Here is a 21,407-nt window from a genome sequence, read left to right as displayed (position 1 = left end):
CGGCCTCAGGCATGCGCCTGTCGCAACGCCGCCGGGCTTTCGACCGTCGGCAGCCAGCGCAGATCCGGGTCGATCGTGTTGCTGCGCAGCAGGTCGCGGATATGGCTGATGCGCTGGTAGCGCGGGCCTTCGAACTCCTCCATGCTCAGCCCGCCACTGCCATAAGCGGCGTAGAGCTGGCGGGCGCCGGCGACCACGTCCCATTGCGGATGGAAAGCCGGGAGTGCGCGCGCGATCTTGCCGAAATCGACGCGGTAGGACCGCGGATCGGGGCCGGCCTCGCTGGCATATTCCAGCCGGCAGCCCGGCACGGTTTCGGCCACCACGTCAGCGATGTCGCGGATGCGGTAGTTGTGCGCGGTCTGGCCGACATTGAAGGCCTGGTTGAAGACGACCTCCCGCGGCGCCTCCAGCGCCGCCAGGAAGGCGCGGGAAATGTCCTCGACATGCACGATCGGCCGCCAGGGCGTGCCGTCCGATTTCAGCAGGATGAGGCTCTTGGTGACCGCCCAGGCGACGAGATTGTTCAGCACGATATCGAAGCGCAGCATGGGCGACAGGCCGTAGGCCGTCGCCGGCCTGAGGAAGACGGGGCAGAAGTTGCGATCGGCAAGCGCGCCGATATCCCCCTCCGCCCGGACCTTGGAAATGCCATAGGCCGAGACCGGATTGAGCGGCGCGTCCTCGTTGACGAGATCGTCCCCGGCAAGGCCGTAATTGCTGCACGAGGAGGCGAAGAGAAAGCGGCTGACGCCTGCCTCCCGCGCCGCGCGCGCGACCCGCACGCTGCCCTTGTGGTTGATATCGTAGGTAACGTCCGGATCGAGGTTGCTCAGCGGATCGTTCGACAGCGCCGCGAGATGCACGACCGCGTCGAAACCTTCGAGGTCTTTGGCCGTGATTTCGCGCACGTCTTTCAGGACGGAAGGAACCTCGGTCATCGGGCCGCCGGGCGTATAGGAGCAGCGGCGGTAGAGCCGGCTGTCGTAGCCGTGCACGTCGTGCCCCGCCTGCAGGAGGATCGGCACCATGACGGCGCCGATATAGCCCTGGTGTCCCGTGACAAGCACCTTCATATCCGGATCTCCCCATAAGTGATTGTAGAGGGATGCTAAAACGGTGCGCAGCGGAGCACGATTGATGACAAAGACGGCGCTGCGCACCGGAAGGAGGCACTGGGTTACAAAGCCTACTTCTTTTGGACAGGGTCAGGCGGTCCGGGCCGCCGCCACCGGTTCCTCGACGTTCGGCACGCTGTTGTAGCGGCGGAAGACGACGTCGGACGGGCGCCCGACGAGATAGTTCTCGATGCCGTGTTCGAGGGCCAGGTGATAGACGCCAAGCGCACCGTCGAAGGCGGCGATGGTCTGGTCTATCTCGTCGTCGCCATGGGCGTAGCTCACCACCAACGACGGCGCGAGCACGCCGCGGCGGATAGTCTCCTGCAGCAACAGCGTCCGGAAGGCCTGCGAGGGCGTGCCCTCCCGCCCCCGCGTGGCATAGGTCAGGCAGGCGGGATGCCCCGCGACGGAGACGAAGCGCTGGAGGCCGTGATGTACGATCGCCTGCTCGATGCCGGCCTTCAGCCGCAACCCCTGTCGGCGCAGGCGCGAGATGACCGGCTCCTGCGCATAGACATGCATCGTCGCGATCGCCGCCGCCATGGCGTGGGTCTCGGCGCCATGGGTGGTCGACAGCAGGAAGACGCGCGGCCGCTCCGCCTGCTCGATGCCGCCAAGCTCCATGAGCTCGCGCCGGCCGGCAAGTGCGGAGATGGCGAAACCGTTGCCGAGCGCTTTGCCGAAGCAGGAAAGGTCCGGCCGCAGACCGTAATATTCCTGCGCGCCACCCCTCGCCCAACGGAAGCCAGTGATCATCTCGTCGAGAATGAACAGCGCGCCGTTCTGGTGGCAGAGTTCCTGAAGGTCATGGAGGTAACCCTCCGCGGGATCGTCGCCACGCGAGGCCTCCAGGATGAAGGCGGCGATCTTGCCCGGATGGCGGGCGAACAGGTCGCGCGCGTCGTCGAGATCGTTGTAGCGAAAGCCGAGCGTCAGGTTGCGCACGGCCTCGGGGATGCCCGCATTCATCTCCGTCGTGCCGATGAACCAGTCGTCGGTGGAAAAGAACGGATGGTCCTGGCAGCGCGCAATATAGTCCCGGCCTGTCGCCGCCCGCGCCAGGCGAACCGCCGCCGAGGTCGCATCCGACCCGTCCTTGCAGAATTTCACCATGTCCGCGCCGGGCACCATCTGGAGGAAGGCCGAGGCGCACTCGACCTCGATACGCGCCGGCCGGGTGAAATTGCAGCCGAGCTCCAGTTGATTTGCCACGGCATCGAGGACGGGAGCATAGGCATGGCCGAGGCCGACCGCGCGGTTGCCCATGCCGTATTCGATATAGGCGTTTCCATCGACGTCGAAGACATGGCAGCCATGGCCTTCGACGATGAAACCGGGGGACAGCACCGGGTACTGGTCGTCCCCCTTTGCATAGGTGTGGGCGCCGCCGGGGATGACCCAATGGGCACGCCGGCGGAGCCTGTCGGAATTTGCGAAGTCCTGAATGAAGCCGTCCATGGAACTCTCCCGTTCGGTCCTTCAATGCACTATCGGCGCTTCAGCGCCGGGTGCATCCGCACTCTTGGGGGAAAGCGACCTGACCGAAAGGCGTAGGATCAATCGAGATTCAGTTCAGGCCATGCCGAAAATGGTGAGTTTCCGTGATCCGGAGCGCAGCGTACTTTCGGTACGTGAGCACCGGAAGCGCGGAAAATCGCCGTTTACAGGCCGGCATGGGCTGAAGGTCGATTGGTCCTGGGGCTCAGTCGAACAGTTCGTTCAGCTTGAAGATCACTTCCGTTCGGTTGCGCACCTTCAGCTTCTTCATGATGTTGCGGATGTGAACCTTGACCGTGCTTTCCTGCAGGTCGAGTTCATAGGCGATGATCTTGTTGGCCTTGCCGAGCTTGAGCATTGCGATGACATCTTCTTCCCGGTAGGTGAAGATCTCGGCGCGCTTGCGCTCCTGCTGGTCGGCGACGGACATCAGCCGGCGCAGTTCCGGCAGGCTTTCCGTGGAGATGAAGATGCCGCCCGAAAGTGCCAGCGAGATCGCCTTCACGCAGACGGCGATGCCGACGGCCGAGGGAATGAAGCCCCTGACGCCGAGTTCGAGCGCGGTCAGCACCTGCCGCAGGTCATGGCTGTCGGAAAGGATGATGACCGGCAGGTCGGGGAAGCGCGTGAGCAGCGTTCGGATCTCCTCCTCGATGCGCGGCTCGGTGACATCGTGGCTGCCGACATTGATCAGCACGCCGCTCGATGCTTCGGCATATTTCGCCATCCAAGTCTCGATGGAGTTGAAAAGCACGATCGTCATATCGAGACCGTGCGATACAAGGCTTTGTGATAGGCATTCCCGGTCGAGGGCGCGCTCATCTATGATATCGAGGACCCGCGTACTTCCGAACGCACTCTTCGCCGCGTTGGCTGACTTGTAAGCTGCCGACCGGACTGCGCCATTCGAAGGCTTCCGGTAGCTCCATCCGCTTATTCCCGCGATTTCGGCCACAGCAAAATTCTCCGGACTCTACAATTTACCTAAAGAGAACTGTCCCCTGCCAGTTAAGCGCCGACCAAGTAAAACAACTTCCAGATGCCGCAACATCCGAAGACGCTACGCAAAACAATATTCATTTTCGGTAGGCGCTGCATTCTGTTAGGTTTAAATTATATCAAAAAAATAGCTGAGAACAGATTCGGAAAATACGTAGAAAAGGGGCTATACAATCGCTTAACGTGCGTATATACTGATCACAGTTCTCTATAGTTGTACCGAACGCTCCCTATGTCTGCAGTGTCCCTGAGATCGCATTCATGAGTTCGAGTCGACCCTCCTCACGCACTCCGTCGGGATTGGATGACGTTGGCGCGAGATCCGTCGCGGGCGTCGTCGCGATCGGCGCATCGGCCGGAGGGCTGGACGCCTGCCGGAGCCTCCTCGACGCCATGCCCTCGGGCGGCGGCAACGCCTACATCCTCGTCCAGCATCTCGACCCGGCGCGCGAAAGCATGCTGGTGGGCCTGCTCTCCGGCCATACCCCGATGACGGTGATCGAGGCCGCGGACGGCCAGCGGCTGGAGCCGGACCATCTCTTCATCATTCCGCCCGGCCGCTATATCGCCGTCAATGCCGGCACGATCCGGCTGAGCACGCCGTCGGAGCGCAACGGCATGCGCATGCCCTACGATTTCCTGCTGCATTCGCTGGCGACGGAATACGGGCCACGCGCGACCGCGGTGGTGCTTTCCGGCACCGGGACGGACGGCAGTCTCGGCGTGCGGTTCATCCGCGAGGCGGGTGGCCGGGTCTACGTGCAGGATCCGGACGAGGCCAGCTACGAGGGCATGCCGAACAGCGTGATCGATTCCGGCATGGCCGACCAGGTCATGCCGCTCTCGGCCATCGGCCAGGCCCTGCATGGCGCGCCCTCCCCGGCAATCGCGCAGGACAAGGAACACGTCTCTAAGCAGGCGACCATGGAGGCGATCCTCACCCTCCTGCGCCAGTCGACCGGCAAGGACTTTTCGCTCTACAAGCAGGGCACGCTCCACCGGCGGCTGGAGCGGCGCATGGCCATGGCCGGCATTCCTTCCTCCGACCGGGCGCGTTATCTCGGCATCCTCGAAGAAAATCCCTTCGAACTCTCCCAACTCGCCACCGACATCCTCATCAATGTCACGAGCTTCTTCCGCGATCCCGAGATCTTCGAACGCCTGCGCTCGACCATCGTGCCCCAGCTCCTCCGGCATCACCCGCCCGAGCTGACGCTGCGGCTGTGGGTTGCCGGATGCAGCACCGGCGAGGAAGCCTATTCGCTGGCGATGCTCGTGCAGGAATGCATCGCGGACGCGAAGTCCGACATCAAATTGCAGGTTTTCGCCTCCGATGCCGACGAGGAGGCCATAGCCTTCGCCCGCGAGGGCAACTATCCGAAGATGATCGAGGCCGACGTCTCGCAGGAACGCCTGGAGCGGTTCTTCATCGCGGAGGAATACGGCTACCGCGTGGGTCCGGAGCTGCGCGCGTCGGTGATCTTCGCGGTGCAGAACATCCTGACCGACCCGCCCTTCTCCAATATCGACCTCATCTCCTGCCGCAATCTCCTCATCTATCTCGGGCCGGAAGCGCAGGCCAAGGTCATCGCGCTCTGCCATTTCGCGCTCAACGAAAACGGCATCCTGCTGCTCGGCAGCACGGAGACGGTCGGCAGCGGGGCGAGCCGCTTCGACATCGTCGACAAGGCCGCAAAGATATTCCGGCGCCAGGGACAGCGCGGCCGCTACGGCTTCGCCATCAACGCCTTCGACACCGTGCGGGCGCGCGCGCAGCAGGGCCAGGCCCAGTTCCCGAACCGTCAGGCGGCGCTTGCCGACCTCAGCCGCCGCACGATCCTCGACGCCTATGCGCCCGCCACGGTCCTGATCAACCGGAAATACGAATATCTCTATTCGCTCGGCCCGGTGCAGCGCTACCTGCGCATCGCGCCCGGCTACCCGACCCAGGATCTCTTCACGATCACCCCGCGCAGCATTCACACGAAACTGCGCTCGGCGCTGCACCGCGCCTTGCAGGAAAAGGTGCGCACCGTCGCCGCCGGCCTCTACCACGATGCGGACGATACCCTGTCTCGCTACGATATCGTCGTGCAGCCTGTCGCCAGCGACGGCGAGGACCTGTTTCTCGTCAGCTTCTTCGACGTGGCGCGGGAAGCGCCGGCCACTGACACCGCGGACCTGCCGGACGATCCCCGCTCGCGCGCGCTGGAGCGCGAACTGGCCGCCACCCGGACCGAACTCCAGGCGGCGATCCGCGACCTGGAAAACGCCGCGGAGGAGCAGAAGGCGATCAATGCGGAGACGCTTTCGCTCAACGAGGAATACCAATCCGCAAACGAGGAGCTTCTCACCTCGAAGGAGGAGCTCCAGTCGCTGAACGAGGAGCTCACCGCGCTCAACATCCAGCTCCAGGAAGCGCTGGAGCGGCAGCGCGCCACGGCGAACGACCTGGAAAACGTGCTCTACAGCACCGACGTCGCGACGATCTTCCTCGATCTGGAATTGCGCATCCGCTACTTCACGCCGGCGACGCGCGCGATCTTCAACGTGCTCGTCGGCGATATCGGCCGGCCGCTCGGCGACCTCAATTCCCGCGTGCCGGATTCGACGCTGCTCAGCGACGCCGCCGCCGTGCTGAAGGGCAGCACCGGCAAGGAGCGCGAGGTGAGAACCACCAGCGGCACCTGGTATCTGCGCCGCATCATGCCCTACCGGACCCAGGAGGGCGACACGGAAGGCGTGGTCATCACCTTCGCCGACATCACCACCCAGCACCACGCCACCGACGCACTCGACCGGGCGAAACACACGGCCGAGCGGGCCAATGCGGCAAAATCCCGCTTCCTCGCCACGGCAAGCCACGACCTGCGCCAGCCCCTGCAATCCCTGGTGCTGCTCCAAGGCCTCTTGGAAAAATCGGTCGAGGGCGAAAAGGCGCAGCGGCTGGTGCGGAGTTTTCGCGATACGCTTGGCTCGATGTCGGCCATGCTCAATGCCCTGCTCGACATCAACCAGATCGAGGCCGGCACCGTCTATCCGCGCATCGTGACATGCAGCGTCAACGACGTGCTCGAACGGCTGCATGAGGAATTCAGCTACAGCGCGATCGAGAAGGACCTGTCGCTCCACTTCGTTCCCTGCACGCTCCCGATCCGGACCGATCCGCGCCTGCTGGAGCAGATCGTGCGCAACCTTCTGGCCAATGCCGTCAAATACACCAAGAAGGGCAGGATCCTGCTCGGGTGCCGGCGCCATGGCGATGCGCTCGCCATCGAGGTCTGGGATAGCGGCGTCGGCATTCCCTCCCACGAACTCCAGTCGATTTTCGACGAGTACCACCAGGCCTATAACGAAACGACCGAGGATGAGCTCGGCCTCGGGCTCGGCCTGTCGATCGTGCGGCGCCTCAGCCTGCTGCTCGGCCACAAGGTCCAGGTCCGCTCGGTGCCCGGCAAGGGCTCGGTCTTCTCGATCCATGTGGCGCTCGGCCGTGAAGACCCGCACAGGGACAAGCCCGCCTTCATCAGCGAAAGCCCGCCGCCGCCCCCGGTGCGCGGCACCGTCCTTGTCGTGGAGGACGACCCGAAGGTCCGCAGCCTCATCGAGATTGCGTTGCGCGACGAACAGCATCTCGTCCATGTGGCGGAGAACGGCGAGACCGCGATCGAGCTTGTGGCGAGCGGTGCGGTGGTGCCGACTCTCATCCTGGCCGACAACAACCTGCCGCACGACAAGAACGGCATCGAGGTGACAAAACACCTTCGCTCCATCCTCGGCGACGATGTTCCCGCGATCGTGCTGACCGGCGATATTTCGGCGGAGACATTGCGCCTTCTCTCGGCCGAAGACTGCCTGCATATGCCGAAGCCGGTGAGCCTCGACGACCTCCTGAAGGCGATCCAGCTGTTGCTGCGCTCGAATGCGGGCCTCGATGACGACCGGCCCGACGCGCCGCCGCTGTCCCTGTCCGACGGACCGGAGATCTTCATCGTCGACGATGACCGCATGATGCGCGAGGTGCTGCGCGAGACGTTCGAAGCCCATCAACGGCCTGTGCGGACCTTCGCGAGCGGCGAGGCCTTTCTCACCGCCTTCGACGACAAGGAACCCGGCTGCGTGCTGATGGACGTCAACCTGCCGGGCATGAGCGGCCTGAAAGTGCTGGAGACCCTGCGCGGCAAGGGTGTCACATTGCCGATCATCATGATCACCGGCGCCGGCGACGTCGCCACGGCCGTGCAGGCCATGAAGGCCGGCGCTTCCGATTTCATCGAAAAGCCCATCGGCCCGTCCGACCTGCTGGCTTCCGTGGCCGCGGCGCTGGAGCGCAATCGCGACGTCGGCAAGCGCGGCGTCTGGCAGCGGCTGGCGAAGGACCGCCTGGCGGCGCTGACCGGCCGGCAGCGGGAAATTCTCGAACGGGTGCTGGCCGGTCAGTCCAGCAAGGTGATCGCCCAGGATCTGGATCTCAGCCAGCGCACCGTCGAGGCGCACCGCGCCGCGATCATGAAGCGCATGGGCGCCGGCTCGCTGCCGGCGCTGGCCCGCCTGATGGCCGCGGCGGAAGGCGGCGGCGCAGGCTGAGCCCTACGGATGATGCTGCTTGACCAGGCTGTTGCGGCCCGATGTCCGCCAGCGGTGATAGAGTTCCTCGATGCCGGCGCGAAGCGCGATCTTGTGCGACCAGCCGAGTCGGTGAAGGCGGGAACTGTCCAGGAGCTTGCGGGGTGCGCCATCCGGCTTGAAGGCATCGAAGACGATGCGGCCGCGAAAATCGATGACATCCGCGATCAGGAAGGCGAGTTCGCCGATGCTGATCTCCTCGCCCGAGCCGATATTGATCAGCTTGGGACTTTCATATCCCTTCATCAGGAACACGCAGGCGTCGGCGAGGTCGTCGACATGCAGGAATTCCCGCTTCGGCGTGCCCGTGCCCCAGACGACGACGCTGTCGCGATGACTGACCCGCGCATCGTGCATCTTGCGGATCAGCGCCGGGATGACATGCGAATGGTCGAGATCGAAATTGTCGTTCTGGCCGTAGAGGTTCGTCGGCATCACCGAAATGAAGCGACAGCCATGCTGCTCGGCATAGGCGCTGGCGAGCTTTATGCCGGCGATCTTGGCGATGGCATAGGCCTCGTTGGTCGGCTCCAGGCTGCCCGTCAGCAAGGCGTCCTCGGTGATCGGTTGCTCGGCATGTTTGGGGTAGATGCAGCTCGATCCAAGGCAAAGCAGCTTTTCGACGCCGAGTTCGGAGGCGGTCTTGATGATGTTGAGGAGGATGAGGGCGTTTTCGGCGAGAAACTCCGCCGGGTAGCGTGCATTCGCGCCGATGCCGCCGACCCTTGCGGCAGCGATGAAAATCGCCTCCGGCCGCGCCTTGCGCATCCAGGCTTCCGTGTCGGACTGGCGCGTCAGGTCGAGGTCCTCGCGCGTCACCGTCTGGATGTCGCAGCGCTCCCGTTTCAGCCGGCGCATCAGCGCCGAACCGACCATCCCGGAATGCCCGGCCACCCAGACCCGCTTGCCACGCAGGTCGTAGGATACCGTGTCGTCTTCAGCCGTGGAGATCATTTCGCCCCTCCTCCTTGGTGATCACCCGCAGGTCCGATTCGACCATCTCCGAGACGAGCTCGCCGAAGGTCACCGTCTGGCGCCAGCCGAGCCGCTCGCGCGCCTTGCTCGCATCGCCAAGCAGGATATCGACCTCCGCGGGGCGGAAATATCGGGGGTCGATCTGGATGAGCGGCTTGCCGCTCTTGCGCTCGTAGCCGATTTCATCGACGCCCGTGCCGTCCCATTCGATTGATTTGCCGACGACGTCGAAGGCGCACTCGACGAATTCCCGCACCGTGTGGGCCTCTCCCGTGGCCAGCACATAGTCGTCCGGCACGTCCTGCTGCACGATCCGCCACATGCCCTCCACATAGTCGCGTGCATGCCCCCAGTCGCGCTTCGCATCGAGATTCCCGAGATAGAGCTTGTCCTGCAGCCCCCATTCGATCGCAGCGACCGCCCGCGTGATCTTGCGGGTGACGAAGGTTTCGCCCCTGCGCGGGCTTTCATGGTTGAAGAGGATGCCGTTCGAGGCGTGAAAGCCATAGGCCTCGCGGTAGTTGACCGTCATCCAGTAGGCGTAGAGTTTCGCGGCGGCATAGGGGCTGCGCGGATGAAACGGCGTTCCCTCCCGTTGCGGCGTTTCCTTGATGCCGCCGAAGAGTTCCGAGGTCGATGCCTGGTAGAAGCGGCATTGTTCGCCGACCTTCAGAAGCCGCATGGCCTCCAGAAGCCGCAGCGTGCCGAGCGCGTCGGTATTGGCGGTATATTCCGGCGTCTCGAAACTCACCTGCACATGGCTCTGGGCGCCGAGATTGTAGATCTCGTCCGGCTGGACCTCCTGGATCACCCGGCAAAGGTTCGTCGCATCGGTCAGGTCGCCGAAATGCAGGTGGAAGCGCACCCCCGGCGATCGCGGATCGACATAAAGGTGATCGATGCGGGCCGTATTGAAGGAGGACGAGCGGCGCTTGAGGCCGTGCACCCGATATCCCTTGGAAAGCAGAAGCTCGGTCAAGTAGGAGCCGTCCTGGCCCGTCACGCCGATGATCAAGGCTGTTTTTTCAGGCATTGTCGCTCTCGCAGGAGGGGCATGCGGGCACAATTCTTCGCTGCCCGTCGTCTCGTGAGTTAGCGATGACGCGGTGCGCGCGGCAAGGTGGCCGTTCGGGGGACGGGGATCGTCTCGCTTTCTCCGGATCGGACGAGGCCGCACCTCCGCCCGACGAAGGTCTAGCCACCCTCGTCGGAAGGCGTAGGCCGGGTGCGGGGGCAAAATACCCCCTAGCGCCTTTGGAGAACTTGCCGCCCGTCCGCGTATTGGCAGGATCGTAACCCGCAGGAATTGTGATCCCGGGGGGCTCATGCGGACGATCTTCGTCAATCGATATTTCCATCCCGACCAGTCGGCGACGAGCCGCATGGTATCGGCGCTCGCTTTCGGCCTGGCGCGGCAGGGCGGCGAGGTCGCGGTCGTCGCGAGCCGCACCCGGCATGACCAGGCCGACGTTCCCCTCGCCGGGCGGGAAACCTGCTCCGGCGTGGATGTCGTCAGGCTCTCCACCTCGCGCTTCGGCCGCGGCACCCTGCCCGGCCGCGCCATCGACTACCTCTCCTTCCACCTCGCGGCCTTCGGCTGGCTCATCCGCAATGTGAGGCGCGGCGACGTGGTGGTGGTCTGCACCGATCCGCCGCTGATCTCGCTCGGCTGCGCGCTGCCCATCCGACTGCGCGGGGGCGAGATGGTCAACTGGGTCATGGACCTCTTTCCCGAAACCGCCATCGAACTCGGCCTCTTCAGCAGGGCGCCCGTGCTCGGGCGGCTCGCCGCCTGGCTGCGTGACCGGTCGGTCGCCCGCGCGCGCCTCACGATCTGCCCGACGGAGCGGATGGCGGATTATCTGCTCGCGCGCGGCGCCCCGGCCGACCGGATGCGTGTGTTGCACCATTGGTCCGATGCCGCCGAGATCCGCCCTGTGCCCCGTGACGAAAACCCCCTTCGCGCCGCCTGGGACTACACCCGGAAATTCGTCGTCGGCTATTCCGGCAATTTTGGCCGCGCCCATGAATTCGCCACGCTGATCGAGGCGGCGACCCTTTTGCAGGACCGGCAGGATATCCGCTTCCTGATGGTCGGCGGCGGCCACAAGCTCGCCTCCGTCCAGGGTGCCGTGCGCGAACGCGACCTCGCCAATGTCACCTTCAAGCCGTTGCAACCGGCCGAACAACTTGCCGAAAGCCTCGGCGTGCCGGATCTGCACGTCGTCTCCCTGCTGCCGCGCCTCGAACATTGCATCATCCCGAGCAAGTTCTACGGCATCCTCGCCGCCGGCAGGCCGACGCTTTTCATCGGTGATCCGAAAGGCAGCGTCGCGGCCGTCATCGATGCCGAAGGCTGCGGGGTGAACATCGCGATCGGCGAGGCCGAAAGGCTCGCCCGCACGATCGCCGACCTGGCGGCATCGCCGGAAAGGGTCGTCGCGATGGGCGAGACCGCGAGGGCGGTGCTCGAAGCCGACTACGCCTATGACCGCGCGCTCGCCACCTGGCGCGGGCTGCTGCGGGACCTGGCCGAAGCCGCGCCCGTGCCCGCCCGCGCCGTCCTGCTGGAGCAGGAGACGTCATGACCGACACCGTCGTCGTCAGCCAGCTCGGCGCCCGCATGCACTATGCCGTCGCCCGCATCCTGGCGAAGGAAGGCCGGCTCGGCCATTTCTTCACCGATATCTGCGGCACCAAGAGTTGGCCCGCCCTCCTCCACCGGTTGCCCCAATCGATGCTGCCGCGGCCGGTACGGCGGCTGGTCGGGCGGGTGCCGAATGGCGTTCCGCCGGAACTCATCACGGATTTTCCGCTCTTCGGCGTGCGCTCCGCCATCCGGCGCCTGCGCATGGAGGACCAGGCCGGGGAAATGTCGCACGCCGTCTGGGCCGGCAGCCGCTTCTCGACGCTCGTCGCAGCCCGGGGCTTTCACAACGCCGCCGGCCTCTATGCCTATAGTGGCGACGCGCTGGAACAGATGCGCGCCGCCAAGAAGCAGGGCCTCTGGGTCGCCGTCGAGCAGATGGTCGCGCCCCGCGCCGTGCTGGAGGCCATCCTCGCCGAAGAGATGGGGCGTTTTCCCGACTGGGCTGGCCCGCCGGCGAAGAATCCCCATGCCGAAACCTTCGCGGCGCGCGAACGCGCCGAATGGGCGCTGGCGGACTGCATCGTCTGCCCGTCCGATTTCGTGCGCGACCATGTCATCGCCGAGGGCGGGCCGGCGGAACGCTGCGTCGTCGTGCCCTACGGCGTCGATGCGAAGGACCGCTCCGACCCGACGCCCCGCGCGCCCGGCCCGCTGCATGTCCTGACGATCGGCGAGGTCGGTCTGCGCAAGGGCTCGCCCTATGTCCTGCAGGCCGCCGAACGCCTCGGCACCGCCGTGCGCATGCGCATGGCCGGCCCCCACCGGCTGCCCGAGCCGGTCCGCCGGCGGATGAGCCGGTCGATCGAGCTCAGGGGCATCGTGCCGCGCGCCGAGATCGCCGGGGAATATCGCTGGGCGGATGTCTTCCTGCTGCCCTCGCTTTGCGAGGGGTCGGCCACCGTCATCTACGAGGCGCTAGCCTCCGGCCTCCCGGTTATCACCACCTACAGCACGGGAAGCGTCGTGCGGCATGGCGTCGAGGGCCTGATCGTGCCGGAGCGCGACCCGCAGGCGATCGTCGATGCCGTGCGCTACCTCGCCGACAACGAGGACGTCCGCGCGACCATGTCGGCCAATGCGCGCCGCACGGCGGCAAGCCATACCGTCGACAAATACGGCGCGCGCCTTCTCGACGTGCTGTCCCGGCTGCACGGCCCCCATGGCGACGAGCCATGAAAATCGTCCATGTCATCACCACCATGGATCCGGACAAGGGAGGCCCGCAGGCGGTCGTGATGCGGCTCGCCGCCGCCCAGGCCAACCTCGGCCATGCGGTGCATGTGGTGAGCCAGGCGGATACGCAGACGCTCGGCCATGTGGCGCGGCTCGGCGAGGCCATTCCCGGCTTCCAGCACATCGTCTGGCACGCCGTGCCGCCGGGAAGGCTGGAAGAGGTGCTCTGCCGCAAGGCGCGGCCGCTTCTCGCGCGCATCCTGGCTGATGCCCACCAGGTCCATCTGCACGGCGTCTGGGAGCCGATACTCGTCTTCGCCGCCGCCATCGCCGCCCGCAACGGCGTGCCCTATTGCGTGTGCCCGGCCGGCATGCTCGACACCTGGAGCCTTGCGCAAAAGCCCTGGAAGAAACGCCTGGCGCTGGCGCTCGGATGCCGCCGGATGCTCGACCACGCGGCTTTCATTCACGCCCTCAACCGCGACGAGGCGGAGCTGATGCGACCGCTCGGCCTGAAGGCACCGGCCGAGATCATTCCGAATGGCGTCTTCATCGAGGAATTCGAACACCTCCCCTCCGCCAAGACCTTTCCCACGCTGATCGGCCTGCCGGCAGAGCGGCGCTTCGTACTGTTCCTCTCCCGCCTGCACTACAAGAAGGGCCTCGACCTTCTGGCCGACGCCTTCCAGCGGGTTGCGCAGGAATGTCCGGATGTCGATCTCGTCGTGGCGGGGCCGGATGGCGGCGCGGAGGACGATTTCCGCGATCTCGTGCGCCGCTTCGGGCTCGAAAGACGGGTCTTCATGGTCGGCCCGCTCTATGGCGAGACGAAGCTGCAGGCCTTCGTTTCCGCCGCCTGCTTCTGCCTGCCCAGCCGGCAGGAGGGTTTTAGCGTGGCGATCACCGAGGCGCTCGCCTGCGGAACGCCGGTCGTTATCACTCGTGCCTGCCATTTTCCGGAAGTGGCCGTTGCCGGCGCCGGCGCGGTCGTGGCGCTCGATGCAACGGATGTCGCTAGCGCCCTGGTCGAAACGCTGTCGAATGCGCCCGCGGCCCGCGCCATGGGGCAGAACGGCCGCCGGTTGGTCTTCGAGAACTACACCTGGCCGCGCATCGCCCAACTGACGATCGGCCTCTACGAGGCCTATGCGCCGGCAACCGAGAATGTCGGGCTTCCCACCACCTGACGGCTAGCCGACCTGCCGGCGGCTGGCGACGGCACGCGCCGGATTGCCGGCATAAACCGTCCACGGCTCCAGCGCCCGGACCGCGACGCCACGCGCACCGAGAACCGCCCCCTCGCCCACCTCCATGCCCGGACCGACGAAGGCCTCCGCAGCGATCCACGCATTGCGGCGCAGCACGATCGGCCGCGCCACCAGCGGAAAGGCCGGCTGCTGGATATCGTGCGTGCCGGTACACAGATGCGCGCGCTGCGACACGATCGCCAGCGCCTCCAGCGTCACGGGCGCGACATTGTAACAGATCACGCCCGGCCCCATCGAGGCATTCGGCCCCATGGAGAGGTTGCCGGGCCACCAGATGACCGTGCTGCCATGCACGATTGCCGTCGGGTCGAGCTTGGCGCCGAAGAGGCGCAGCAAAAGGTTGCGCCAGGGATGGAAGGGCGACGGCGTCCACGCCGCAAGGCACCGCCAGGCGATGAGCCAGGCAAGCCGCATCAGCCGGAAGCGCAGCGCGAAGGTCGGCCCGCCGAGCAGCGGTGCGGCAAGGCCCAGCGTGTCGAAGGCCGGATCGTCATAACGGGATTTCATGGACGGACGGGCCTCCCTGTCATCGGCGGAACGCAATGGGTTTCAACGCCGAGTCCGCTGGACACGACGGTCGGCATCACCGGACGAGCAACCGCCAGGAGGCGGGGGCCTCGCATCTCCCGCTCCCGGCGGCGGTCGCAGGCAAGGGGTACTGCCCACAACCCCGTACGGACGAACTTGGTCAGACGGGCAGACCTTCCTCCCGCCGCCGCAGCTCCTCCGTCTTGATGACGATCATATATTCATAGGCGGCGAGCAGGCGGCAGTAGTGGTAGCCTTCCCAGCCGTCCCTGAACCCGCCGCGCAGGATATACATGTAGAGGAAACGCGCGGCCGGGCGGAATGGCAGGCGCATCGACAGTTCCTTCATGGCGCGGCGCCGTACCTCCGGCACCCCGCTCATAAGGTCGCGCCAGGGCACGCGTTTCTCGCGCAGGCTGATCACCGTCTCGCGCGCCTCGGAGGAGGAATAGCGGTTGTGCTTGTCGTACCAGGCGTTGAGGCCCTTGTTGAAACTGTAGTGGATGAAATGCGCGTTGAGCCGCCCCTCCGGCCCCTCGGGCAGGCAGCGGGAATGGGCGTCGCGCTCGTAACGCACGCGGTCCGGTCGCACGAGGCGGGTGATCCAGGTGGGGTAGAGGCTGCTGTGCTTGATCCAGCGCCCCATGAACATGTTCTTGTAGCGGATGCGGAACGAGCTTTCGGGGCGCACCGGATCGCGGGCGATCGCCAGCATCTCGTCGCGCAGGTCCGGCGGCGTCACCTCGTCGGCGTCGGGCGTGTAGACCCAGGGATATTTGTAGGTGATTTCCTTCAGCCCGTAGGTGCGCTGGTGCGATTCGGTATCGTGCACCCGCTGGTAGACCCGGGCGCCCGCCGCCTTCGCGATCTCCACCGTCCTGTCGGTGCTGTAGGAATCGAGCACGACGATGTCGTCGCACCAGTCCAGCGAGGCCAGGCAGGCGGGGAGGTTCCTCTCCTCGTTCAACGTCATGATCAGTACGGAAATCGACATCGGCCGCCCTCCCCCGTTACATCTGCAGCTTAATTGAGGGACGGGCGGCGCGATGGACCCGCCGGCGCGTGGCGGACTCGGCGGCGAGCACGAATGCGGTATGGGCGATCGCGACGAAGACGAGGCCGATCACCATTACAGGCCCCGGAAGATTGAACACCAGGCCGAGATAGCCGACGCCTCCGCACAGGAACGACACCAGGACAATGACATAGCTGGTGGCCGCGGGCGAAAACCCGGTATCGATCAGCAGGTGATGCAGGTGCCGGCGATCCGCCGACATGGGGCTGCGGTGATCGAGCATGCGGCGCACCATCAGGCTCAGCGTATCGACCACCGGAATGATCACCAGCCAGAGCAGGCTCTGGAAGGCGAGCCCCTCCGCGCCGTTCGACAGGCACAGGATGAGGTAGGCGATGATGCCCCCCAGCGCCGTGCTGCCGGCGTCGCCCAGATAGACCGAGGCGCGGGCGCGCCAGGGGCTGCGCAGGTTGAAGATGAGAAAGCCGCCGATCGCCGCAAGCAGGAGGGCGACCGGAACGACCAGCCCCTCGGCGCCCGCGTGCAGCGACAGGAGGAGGATCCACACCAGCGCGGCAACGGCGCTGCCGCCGGCGAGCCCGTCGACGCCGTCCAGCATGTTCCAGGCGTTGATCAGCCCGACGATGAAGGCGACGGAGAGCACGAGAAGGCCGATGGGGCCGAAGACGATCCCCAGTTCCAGCAGGTCGCCGAACGATACCTGCCCCAGCCCTTCCGCGGAGATCAGCGTGATCGCGATCAGCACCTGCGCCCCGAAGCGGAAGCGGGCGGGCAGCGCGAACCGATCGTCCGCGACGCCGAGCCCGACGATCAGCAGCGTCGCCGCCCAGAAGCCCGGCCCGCAAGCCATCGGGCCTGAAGCGAGCAGGCTGATGCCGGCGAACGCCAGGAAGATCGCGATGCCGCCGCACAGCGGGATGGCACCCTCATGGATCTTCCGGTGATCCGGCAGATCCATGAGGTGAAGGGGAACTGACAATGAACGCAACAGGACGACGAAAAAGGCGCTCAACGCAAGAGACGCCGAGCTTTCGAGCAGCAAGAAAATCATATGACGCCCCTGCAATCGCCGCGATGCCCTGACCTGGAGCGATCAGGTTGCATGGACGATGATGCAAGCATAGCGATAGAAATGCGGGGCCGACATTTGAGCAAAAGGTCAAGGGACCCTCATCGAAGCGCAGGAATCCACCCGCAGGGGTACACACGCCTACTCCCTTTCCGCGCCCTTCTCCTCCCTTTGGACAGGTTTCGCACGGCACCGCCTTGTTTTGGCGCCTCGATTCGCGGCTTGACATCCGTCACCGAAAATGGAACATAAAGAGAACAAATGGAGGTGCCGATGCAAACCGATGCCGTCGAACGTGCCCTTGCCGAAGTCGCCGCCTGCCGGGCGCTGCGCGAAAAACAGCAGGCCCACCGGGCCGAGTTCCAGCGCAAGCTGGAGGCGGTCGCCAAGCCCCTTTACGTGCTGAAGAGCAAGCGCCAGCTGGAGCTCCGGCTTCAATGATGCGCGCGGATCGACGGCAAAAGCAGGTTTTTCGCGAGGAAGCGCTCGAAATCCTCGCCTTTCACAACGGCAATGCCCTGGAAGCCCTGCGCACGATGATCGCCGAGCGCGACGCCGTCGAGGAACGGCTTGCCATCGCGACGCTGATCATGGCGCGCGGAGACGACGAGGCATGGCGGCCTTCGTGACGGCATCGTCCGAGGCCGTCAGCCGAAAGCGATCTCCCAGGCTGCACTTCCCACAATGCCGGCGATGAACGCCGTAATCCACGGCAGGAACGGCTTGAGGCGAGCAAACGGTGACATGGCGCCAACCGGCTCCCCTTGCGGCTCCGCATTCGGTGTGACGACGGCAGGCGTCTTGGTCTTGGTTTCGGCGCCATGGAGACGCTTGCGGAACAATCGCAGCGCCTTCGGATCGTCCAGTTCCGTGATCTCTTTTTTCGCCACCGCGTAGAGTTTCGGCTCCAGTTCACGCAACGCACCAGCGGCCAGCCGCTTTTCCAGCTCGGCGAGCGCCAGCTGGATATCGTTGAACGGGATGTCGAACAGGTCGTCGAGCCGGAACCGCCACCACCGCACGCGCATCAGGCGGGCGATCGTCTCTTCGTCGAAACGGTGCCGGATGATGCGCGCGGGGATGCCGCCGACGATCGCATAGGGAGGAACATCGCGCGAGACGACGGAGCCAGCCGCAATGATGGCGCCATCGCCCACGGTCACGCCGGGCAGGATGATCGCGTTGGCGCCGATCCAGACGTCGCTGCCGACAATCGTGCGCTGCGGCACTTGCTTGGGCGGGCTGGTGAACTGCCGCATCGCCTCGGACGGAATCCATTGGCCGTCCCCCCACTGGAAGGAATGCGTCGAGAGCCAGTCGGTCGGGTGGTTGCTGTCGCCGATCACCGCGCCGGGGGCGATCGAACAGTATCGCCCGATATGCGCCGTTTGCCCGGAAATCCGGACATTGTCCCGCAGGAAGGTATAGGCGCCGATCATTCCTCGCGAGGAGATATCACCGGCAAGCCAGACCGGGCTTTCAACAAGAAGGTGGCCCTTGTGCCAGATTTTCGCGCGGTGAACATGAATGTTGGCAATGCCGAAGCTTTCGAGCGGACGCCGTCCCTCTCCTGCATTGTCATCGCGATAAGCAGCAGCGTTCAGGCCGTGCATGTCCATCATTCTCGATCCTCGCTGGGACGTGAACCCACCCCGCACCTTAGAATTCCTGGTGGCAAAGCCAACAGCAAAATGCCGCCCGAACCTCTATCGCCGCCTTCACCGCGTCGCAAGCAGTGCCACATAGGCGATGACCGTCAGCAGCAGGCCGCGGAAGGCGAAGCCGACGAAGCGGTATTTGTCGCTGGCGATCGCGGCGATGGCGTCGGCGTTCTGCATGTATTGCTCGAAGAGATAATCGACGTCGCGGGTCTCGGCGGCCTTGCGGAACCCTTCGCGGTGATGCGGCCAGGCGCCCCAGAAGAGCGAGGTCGCCTTGTCGACGCGGCGCGGCAGCACGACGAGGATCGCCGAGACCATGGAAAAGACCAGCGCAAAGGCGAGCAGGCCGGAAAAGACGATTGTGGACAGATCGGCGTCCGCATAACGCGACCATGTGAACACGGCGCGGCTTTCCGTGGAGGTGACAAGCAGTGCCAGCATGAAGGTGAAGATATAGGCGGCCTTCTGGTCGGAAATCTTCACCTGGTCGTAGAAAACGTCGTTGATGCGGCGGATATGGTCAAAATGCTCGACCGCGATGCCCTCGCCGCCGCCCATTGCCCGTTCGAGAATGCTCTGCCGATCTTCCACCGCCGCCATGTCGCCTTCGTTCCCCGTTTTCTTCCTGATAGCCGAGAGGTTTTGGAAAGCAACGGCATGCATGCGGCGCCGCTTGACTTTTTTGAGGGGATGTCGAGTGCTGGCGCCATGCGAAGCCTCGTCCCGCCCTCCCGTCTCACCCTGCCGCGCCTTGCCCGGAGCACCGGCGCATGAAGACGGGACTGCGCTTTTCGCACCGATGGTCGCGCCGCAGCAAGCGCCTCGCGGTGCTCACCTTCGCGGTGATCGTGCTGGTTTCCGCGCTGCCGCAGCTTCCGGGCTGGTCGCTCGCGGACCTGCGCGCCTTCGACTACTTTTCCACCCTCGACGATCCCCGTCCGCCGGCCGAAAGCCCTGTCATCGTGGCGATCGACGAGCCGTCGCTGGCAGAGATCAACGCGCAATGGCCCTGGCCGCGCGAACTGCACGCGCGGCTGGTCGAAAGCCTGCGCAAGGCAGGCGCCACGGCGATCGGCCTCGACATCATCTTCGCCGAGCCCTCCAACCCCGCCTCCGATGCGGCGCTGGCCAAGACGCTCGGGCCGGACGTGGTGCTTGCCGGCGACGAGAGCGTCATCGTCACGCCGCAGGCCGAGCAGTTCCTGCGCACCACGCCGCTGCCGGCCTTTTCGCAAGCGGGGGCGGTAACCGGCATCGCCTCCATCACACTCGGCGGCGACGGGGTCTTTCGCGACCTGCCGCGCTACGAGGATGGTTTTGCGCTGGCGCTCGCCCGCATCGCCGGCAAGGCGGCGGTCTCGCCCGCGGGCAAACTGCTGCAATCCTTCGGCCCCTCGCGCAGCTACCCAACCGTCTCCTACTACCAGGCGCTCGACCCGGAAAACATGCTGCCGAAAGATATGTTCAAGGGCCGCGTGGTGATCGTCGGCCTCAGCCTGCAGAATGCGCCCGTCATCAATTCCGGCGGCGCCGACGCGTTCGCGACACCCTATACGGTGCATACCGGCCGGCTGGTGGCGGGGGCGGAAATCCAGGCGACGATTTTCGACAACCTCACCACGGGTGCGGCGATCACCCGCGCCGGCACGCCGCTCGCCATCGCGTCCGTCGCCCTTGCGGCGCTTTTTTCGGCGGCGCTCGTGCGGCGCGCGACGCGCTGGCAAACGGTCGTGCTCAGCATGTTTACCACGGCGGTGCTCGGGCTGCTGAGCTTCGCGCTGATCCGCGAGGCGACGCTCTTCGTTTCACCGATCGGCCCCACCGTCGCGCTGCTGCTGGTCGCTGCCGGCCAGACGGCACTCGACTATGCGGAGGAGCGGCGGCGGCGGCGCGAGATCGTGCGCGCCTTCTCGCAATATCTCTCGCCCGCCCTCGTCGAGCGCCTCGCCCGCGACCCTTCGCAGCTGAAACTCGGCGGCGAGCGACGCACCCTCTCCATCCTGTTTTGCGACGTGCGCGGCTTCACCACCATCGCCGAGACGATGAAGGACGACCCGGAACAGCTGACCACGCTGATCAACCGGCTGCTGACGCCGCTTTCCGACATCGTGCTGAAACATGGTGGAACGATCGACAAATATATCGGCGACTGCGTGATGGCCTTCTGGAACGCGCCGCTCGATGACGAACACCATGCCAGGCACGCGGTCGCCGCCGCGCTCGACATGCTCGATGCGATGGCAACATTGAATGCGAAGCTCAAGGCGGAAGCGGCGGCGAGCGGCACGCCCTATCACGCCCTGCGCATCGGCATCGGCATCAATACCGGCGACTGCGTGGTCGGAAACATGGGATCCTCGCAGCGCTTCGACTATTCGGTGCTGGGCGACGCGGTGAACCTCGCCTCGCGCCTGGAGGGGGCGTCGAAGGCCTATGGCGTGCCGCTGCTCATCGGCGAGCGCACGGCGACGCTTGCCGCGAAGGATTTCGCCGTGCTGGAACTCGATCGCATCACGGTAAAGGGTCGCAGCGGTGCAGCACCCGTCTTCACCGCCCTGCGCAGCCTGCCGGATGCCGCGATGGCCCAGCATGCCCGCTTTATCGAGGACAAATATGCCGGACGGCTGACAGCCGACGACGCAACCTTCGATGTGCTGAGCGAGGCAAGCCCGTCGCTGGCCCCCTATTACGCCACCATCCGGTCCGAACATTTCGCCGGCGGCGCCTAGGACCAATCGACATTCAGCTCAGGCCGTGGCGAAAATGGTGGTTTTGCGTGACCCGGAGCGCAGCGTACTCAATGT

General features: G+C 65.3%; 17 protein-coding genes. 7 read left to right on the top strand and 10 right to left on the bottom strand.

Annotated elements, in window-relative coordinates:
- Window positions 1-5: 5 nt before the first annotated feature.
- The 3 genes from AC1Q6Z_RS20220 to AC1Q6Z_RS20210 all read right to left on the bottom strand — a co-directional run bounded on the left by AC1Q6Z_RS20220 (window position 6) and on the right by AC1Q6Z_RS20210 (window position 3,381).
- On the bottom strand, window positions 6-1,076 hold the full coding sequence (locus tag AC1Q6Z_RS20220) for an NAD-dependent epimerase/dehydratase family protein (protein WP_492649025.1): 1,071 nt from the start codon (window positions 1,074-1,076) through the stop codon (window positions 6-8).
- Between the two features lie 132 nt (window positions 1,077-1,208).
- Window positions 1,209-2,579, bottom strand: coding sequence for a glutamate-1-semialdehyde 2,1-aminomutase (locus tag AC1Q6Z_RS20215; RefSeq protein ID WP_492649024.1), 1,371 nt, complete (start codon window positions 2,577-2,579; stop codon window positions 1,209-1,211).
- Window positions 2,580-2,823: 244 nt separating this feature from the next.
- The gene (locus AC1Q6Z_RS20210) at window positions 2,824-3,381 is read right to left on the bottom strand and encodes a response regulator transcription factor (protein WP_256118979.1); all 558 of its coding nucleotides are present in this window, start codon (window positions 3,379-3,381) and stop codon (window positions 2,824-2,826) included.
- Between the two features lie 536 nt (window positions 3,382-3,917).
- Between AC1Q6Z_RS20210 and AC1Q6Z_RS20205 the strand changes: the two genes are divergently transcribed.
- The gene (locus AC1Q6Z_RS20205; protein ID WP_492649023.1) at window positions 3,918-8,204 is read left to right on the top strand and encodes a chemotaxis protein CheB; all 4,287 of its coding nucleotides are present in this window, start codon (window positions 3,918-3,920) and stop codon (window positions 8,202-8,204) included.
- 3 nt (window positions 8,205-8,207) lie between these two features.
- Here AC1Q6Z_RS20205 and AC1Q6Z_RS20200 read toward each other — a convergent pair whose 3' ends face one another.
- Together AC1Q6Z_RS20200 and gmd are read right to left on the bottom strand one after the other, a co-directional pair.
- Complete coding sequence (locus AC1Q6Z_RS20200; protein WP_305112021.1) at window positions 8,208-9,197, bottom strand: GDP-L-fucose synthase family protein; 990 nt, start codon at window positions 9,195-9,197, stop codon at window positions 8,208-8,210.
- A complete protein-coding gene (gmd, locus tag AC1Q6Z_RS20195; protein ID WP_492649022.1) occupies window positions 9,181-10,251 on the bottom strand; it encodes a GDP-mannose 4,6-dehydratase in 1,071 nt (356 codons plus the stop codon). The genes AC1Q6Z_RS20200 and gmd overlap by 17 nt, the downstream gene beginning before the upstream one ends.
- 292 nt (window positions 10,252-10,543) lie before the next feature.
- Here gmd and AC1Q6Z_RS20190 point away from each other — a divergent pair, with 292 nt between their 5' ends.
- The 3 genes from AC1Q6Z_RS20190 to AC1Q6Z_RS20180 are packed head-to-tail and all read left to right on the top strand — an operon-like array spanning window position 10,544 to window position 14,228.
- Window positions 10,544-11,806 carry a glycosyltransferase family 4 protein gene (locus AC1Q6Z_RS20190; RefSeq protein WP_492649021.1) on the top strand — a complete coding sequence of 421 codons (1,263 nt, stop codon included), beginning with the start codon at window positions 10,544-10,546 and terminating at the stop codon, window positions 11,804-11,806.
- Window positions 11,803-13,044: a glycosyltransferase family 4 protein gene (locus AC1Q6Z_RS20185; RefSeq protein ID WP_492649020.1), complete on the top strand. Its 1,242-nt coding sequence runs from the start codon at window positions 11,803-11,805 to the stop codon at window positions 13,042-13,044. The genes AC1Q6Z_RS20190 and AC1Q6Z_RS20185 overlap by 4 nt, the downstream gene beginning before the upstream one ends.
- Entirely contained in the window at window positions 13,041-14,228 is a 1,188-nt protein-coding gene (locus tag AC1Q6Z_RS20180) for a glycosyltransferase (RefSeq protein ID WP_492649019.1), read from the top strand. The genes AC1Q6Z_RS20185 and AC1Q6Z_RS20180 overlap by 4 nt, the downstream gene beginning before the upstream one ends.
- A 3-nt stretch (window positions 14,229-14,231) precedes the next feature.
- Here AC1Q6Z_RS20180 and AC1Q6Z_RS20175 read toward each other — a convergent pair whose 3' ends face one another.
- The 3 genes from AC1Q6Z_RS20175 to AC1Q6Z_RS20165 all read right to left on the bottom strand — a co-directional run bounded on the left by AC1Q6Z_RS20175 (window position 14,232) and on the right by AC1Q6Z_RS20165 (window position 16,915).
- Window positions 14,232-14,816 carry a putative colanic acid biosynthesis acetyltransferase gene (locus AC1Q6Z_RS20175; RefSeq protein WP_492649018.1) on the bottom strand — a complete coding sequence of 195 codons (585 nt, stop codon included), beginning with the start codon at window positions 14,814-14,816 and terminating at the stop codon, window positions 14,232-14,234.
- Between the two features lie 181 nt (window positions 14,817-14,997).
- Complete coding sequence (locus tag AC1Q6Z_RS20170; protein WP_492649017.1) at window positions 14,998-15,831, bottom strand: glycosyltransferase family 2 protein; 834 nt, start codon at window positions 15,829-15,831, stop codon at window positions 14,998-15,000.
- Window positions 15,832-15,847: 16 nt separating this feature from the next.
- Entirely contained in the window at window positions 15,848-16,915 is a 1,068-nt protein-coding gene (locus tag AC1Q6Z_RS20165) for an MraY family glycosyltransferase (RefSeq protein WP_492649016.1), read from the bottom strand.
- A gap of 300 nt (window positions 16,916-17,215) precedes the next feature.
- On the opposite strand from AC1Q6Z_RS20165, the gene AC1Q6Z_RS20160 reads away from it, so the two are divergent.
- Together AC1Q6Z_RS20160 and AC1Q6Z_RS20155 are read left to right on the top strand one after the other, a co-directional pair.
- Window positions 17,216-17,383, top strand: a complete 168-nt coding sequence (locus tag AC1Q6Z_RS20160; RefSeq protein ID WP_256118970.1) for a hypothetical protein — start codon at window positions 17,216-17,218, stop codon at window positions 17,381-17,383.
- Window positions 17,380-17,571 (top strand): hypothetical protein, encoded by a 192-nt coding sequence (locus AC1Q6Z_RS20155; protein WP_256118969.1) that lies wholly within the window; start codon window positions 17,380-17,382, stop codon window positions 17,569-17,571. Before AC1Q6Z_RS20160 ends, AC1Q6Z_RS20155 begins: the two co-directional genes overlap by 4 nt.
- 18 nt (window positions 17,572-17,589) lie before the next feature.
- On the opposite strand, the gene AC1Q6Z_RS20150 is transcribed toward AC1Q6Z_RS20155, so the two are convergent.
- Window positions 17,590-18,564, bottom strand: coding sequence for a CatB-related O-acetyltransferase (locus tag AC1Q6Z_RS20150; protein ID WP_492649015.1), 975 nt, complete (start codon window positions 18,562-18,564; stop codon window positions 17,590-17,592).
- Between the two features lie 96 nt (window positions 18,565-18,660).
- Window positions 18,661-19,161 carry a Pycsar system effector family protein gene (locus AC1Q6Z_RS20145; protein WP_492649047.1) on the bottom strand — a complete coding sequence of 167 codons (501 nt, stop codon included), beginning with the start codon at window positions 19,159-19,161 and terminating at the stop codon, window positions 18,661-18,663.
- 212 nt (window positions 19,162-19,373) lie between these two features.
- Between AC1Q6Z_RS20145 and AC1Q6Z_RS20140 the strand changes: the two genes are divergently transcribed.
- The gene (locus tag AC1Q6Z_RS20140) at window positions 19,374-21,332 is read left to right on the top strand and encodes a CHASE2 domain-containing protein (protein WP_492649014.1); all 1,959 of its coding nucleotides are present in this window, start codon (window positions 19,374-19,376) and stop codon (window positions 21,330-21,332) included.
- The last annotated feature ends 75 nt before the right edge of the window (window positions 21,333-21,407 follow it).

It is taken from the genome of Shinella sp. GW835-FHT14H05 (assembly GCF_058793575.1).
The sequence above is the reverse complement of the archived record's forward strand: the minus strand, read 5'-3'. Positions and strand labels throughout refer to the sequence as shown.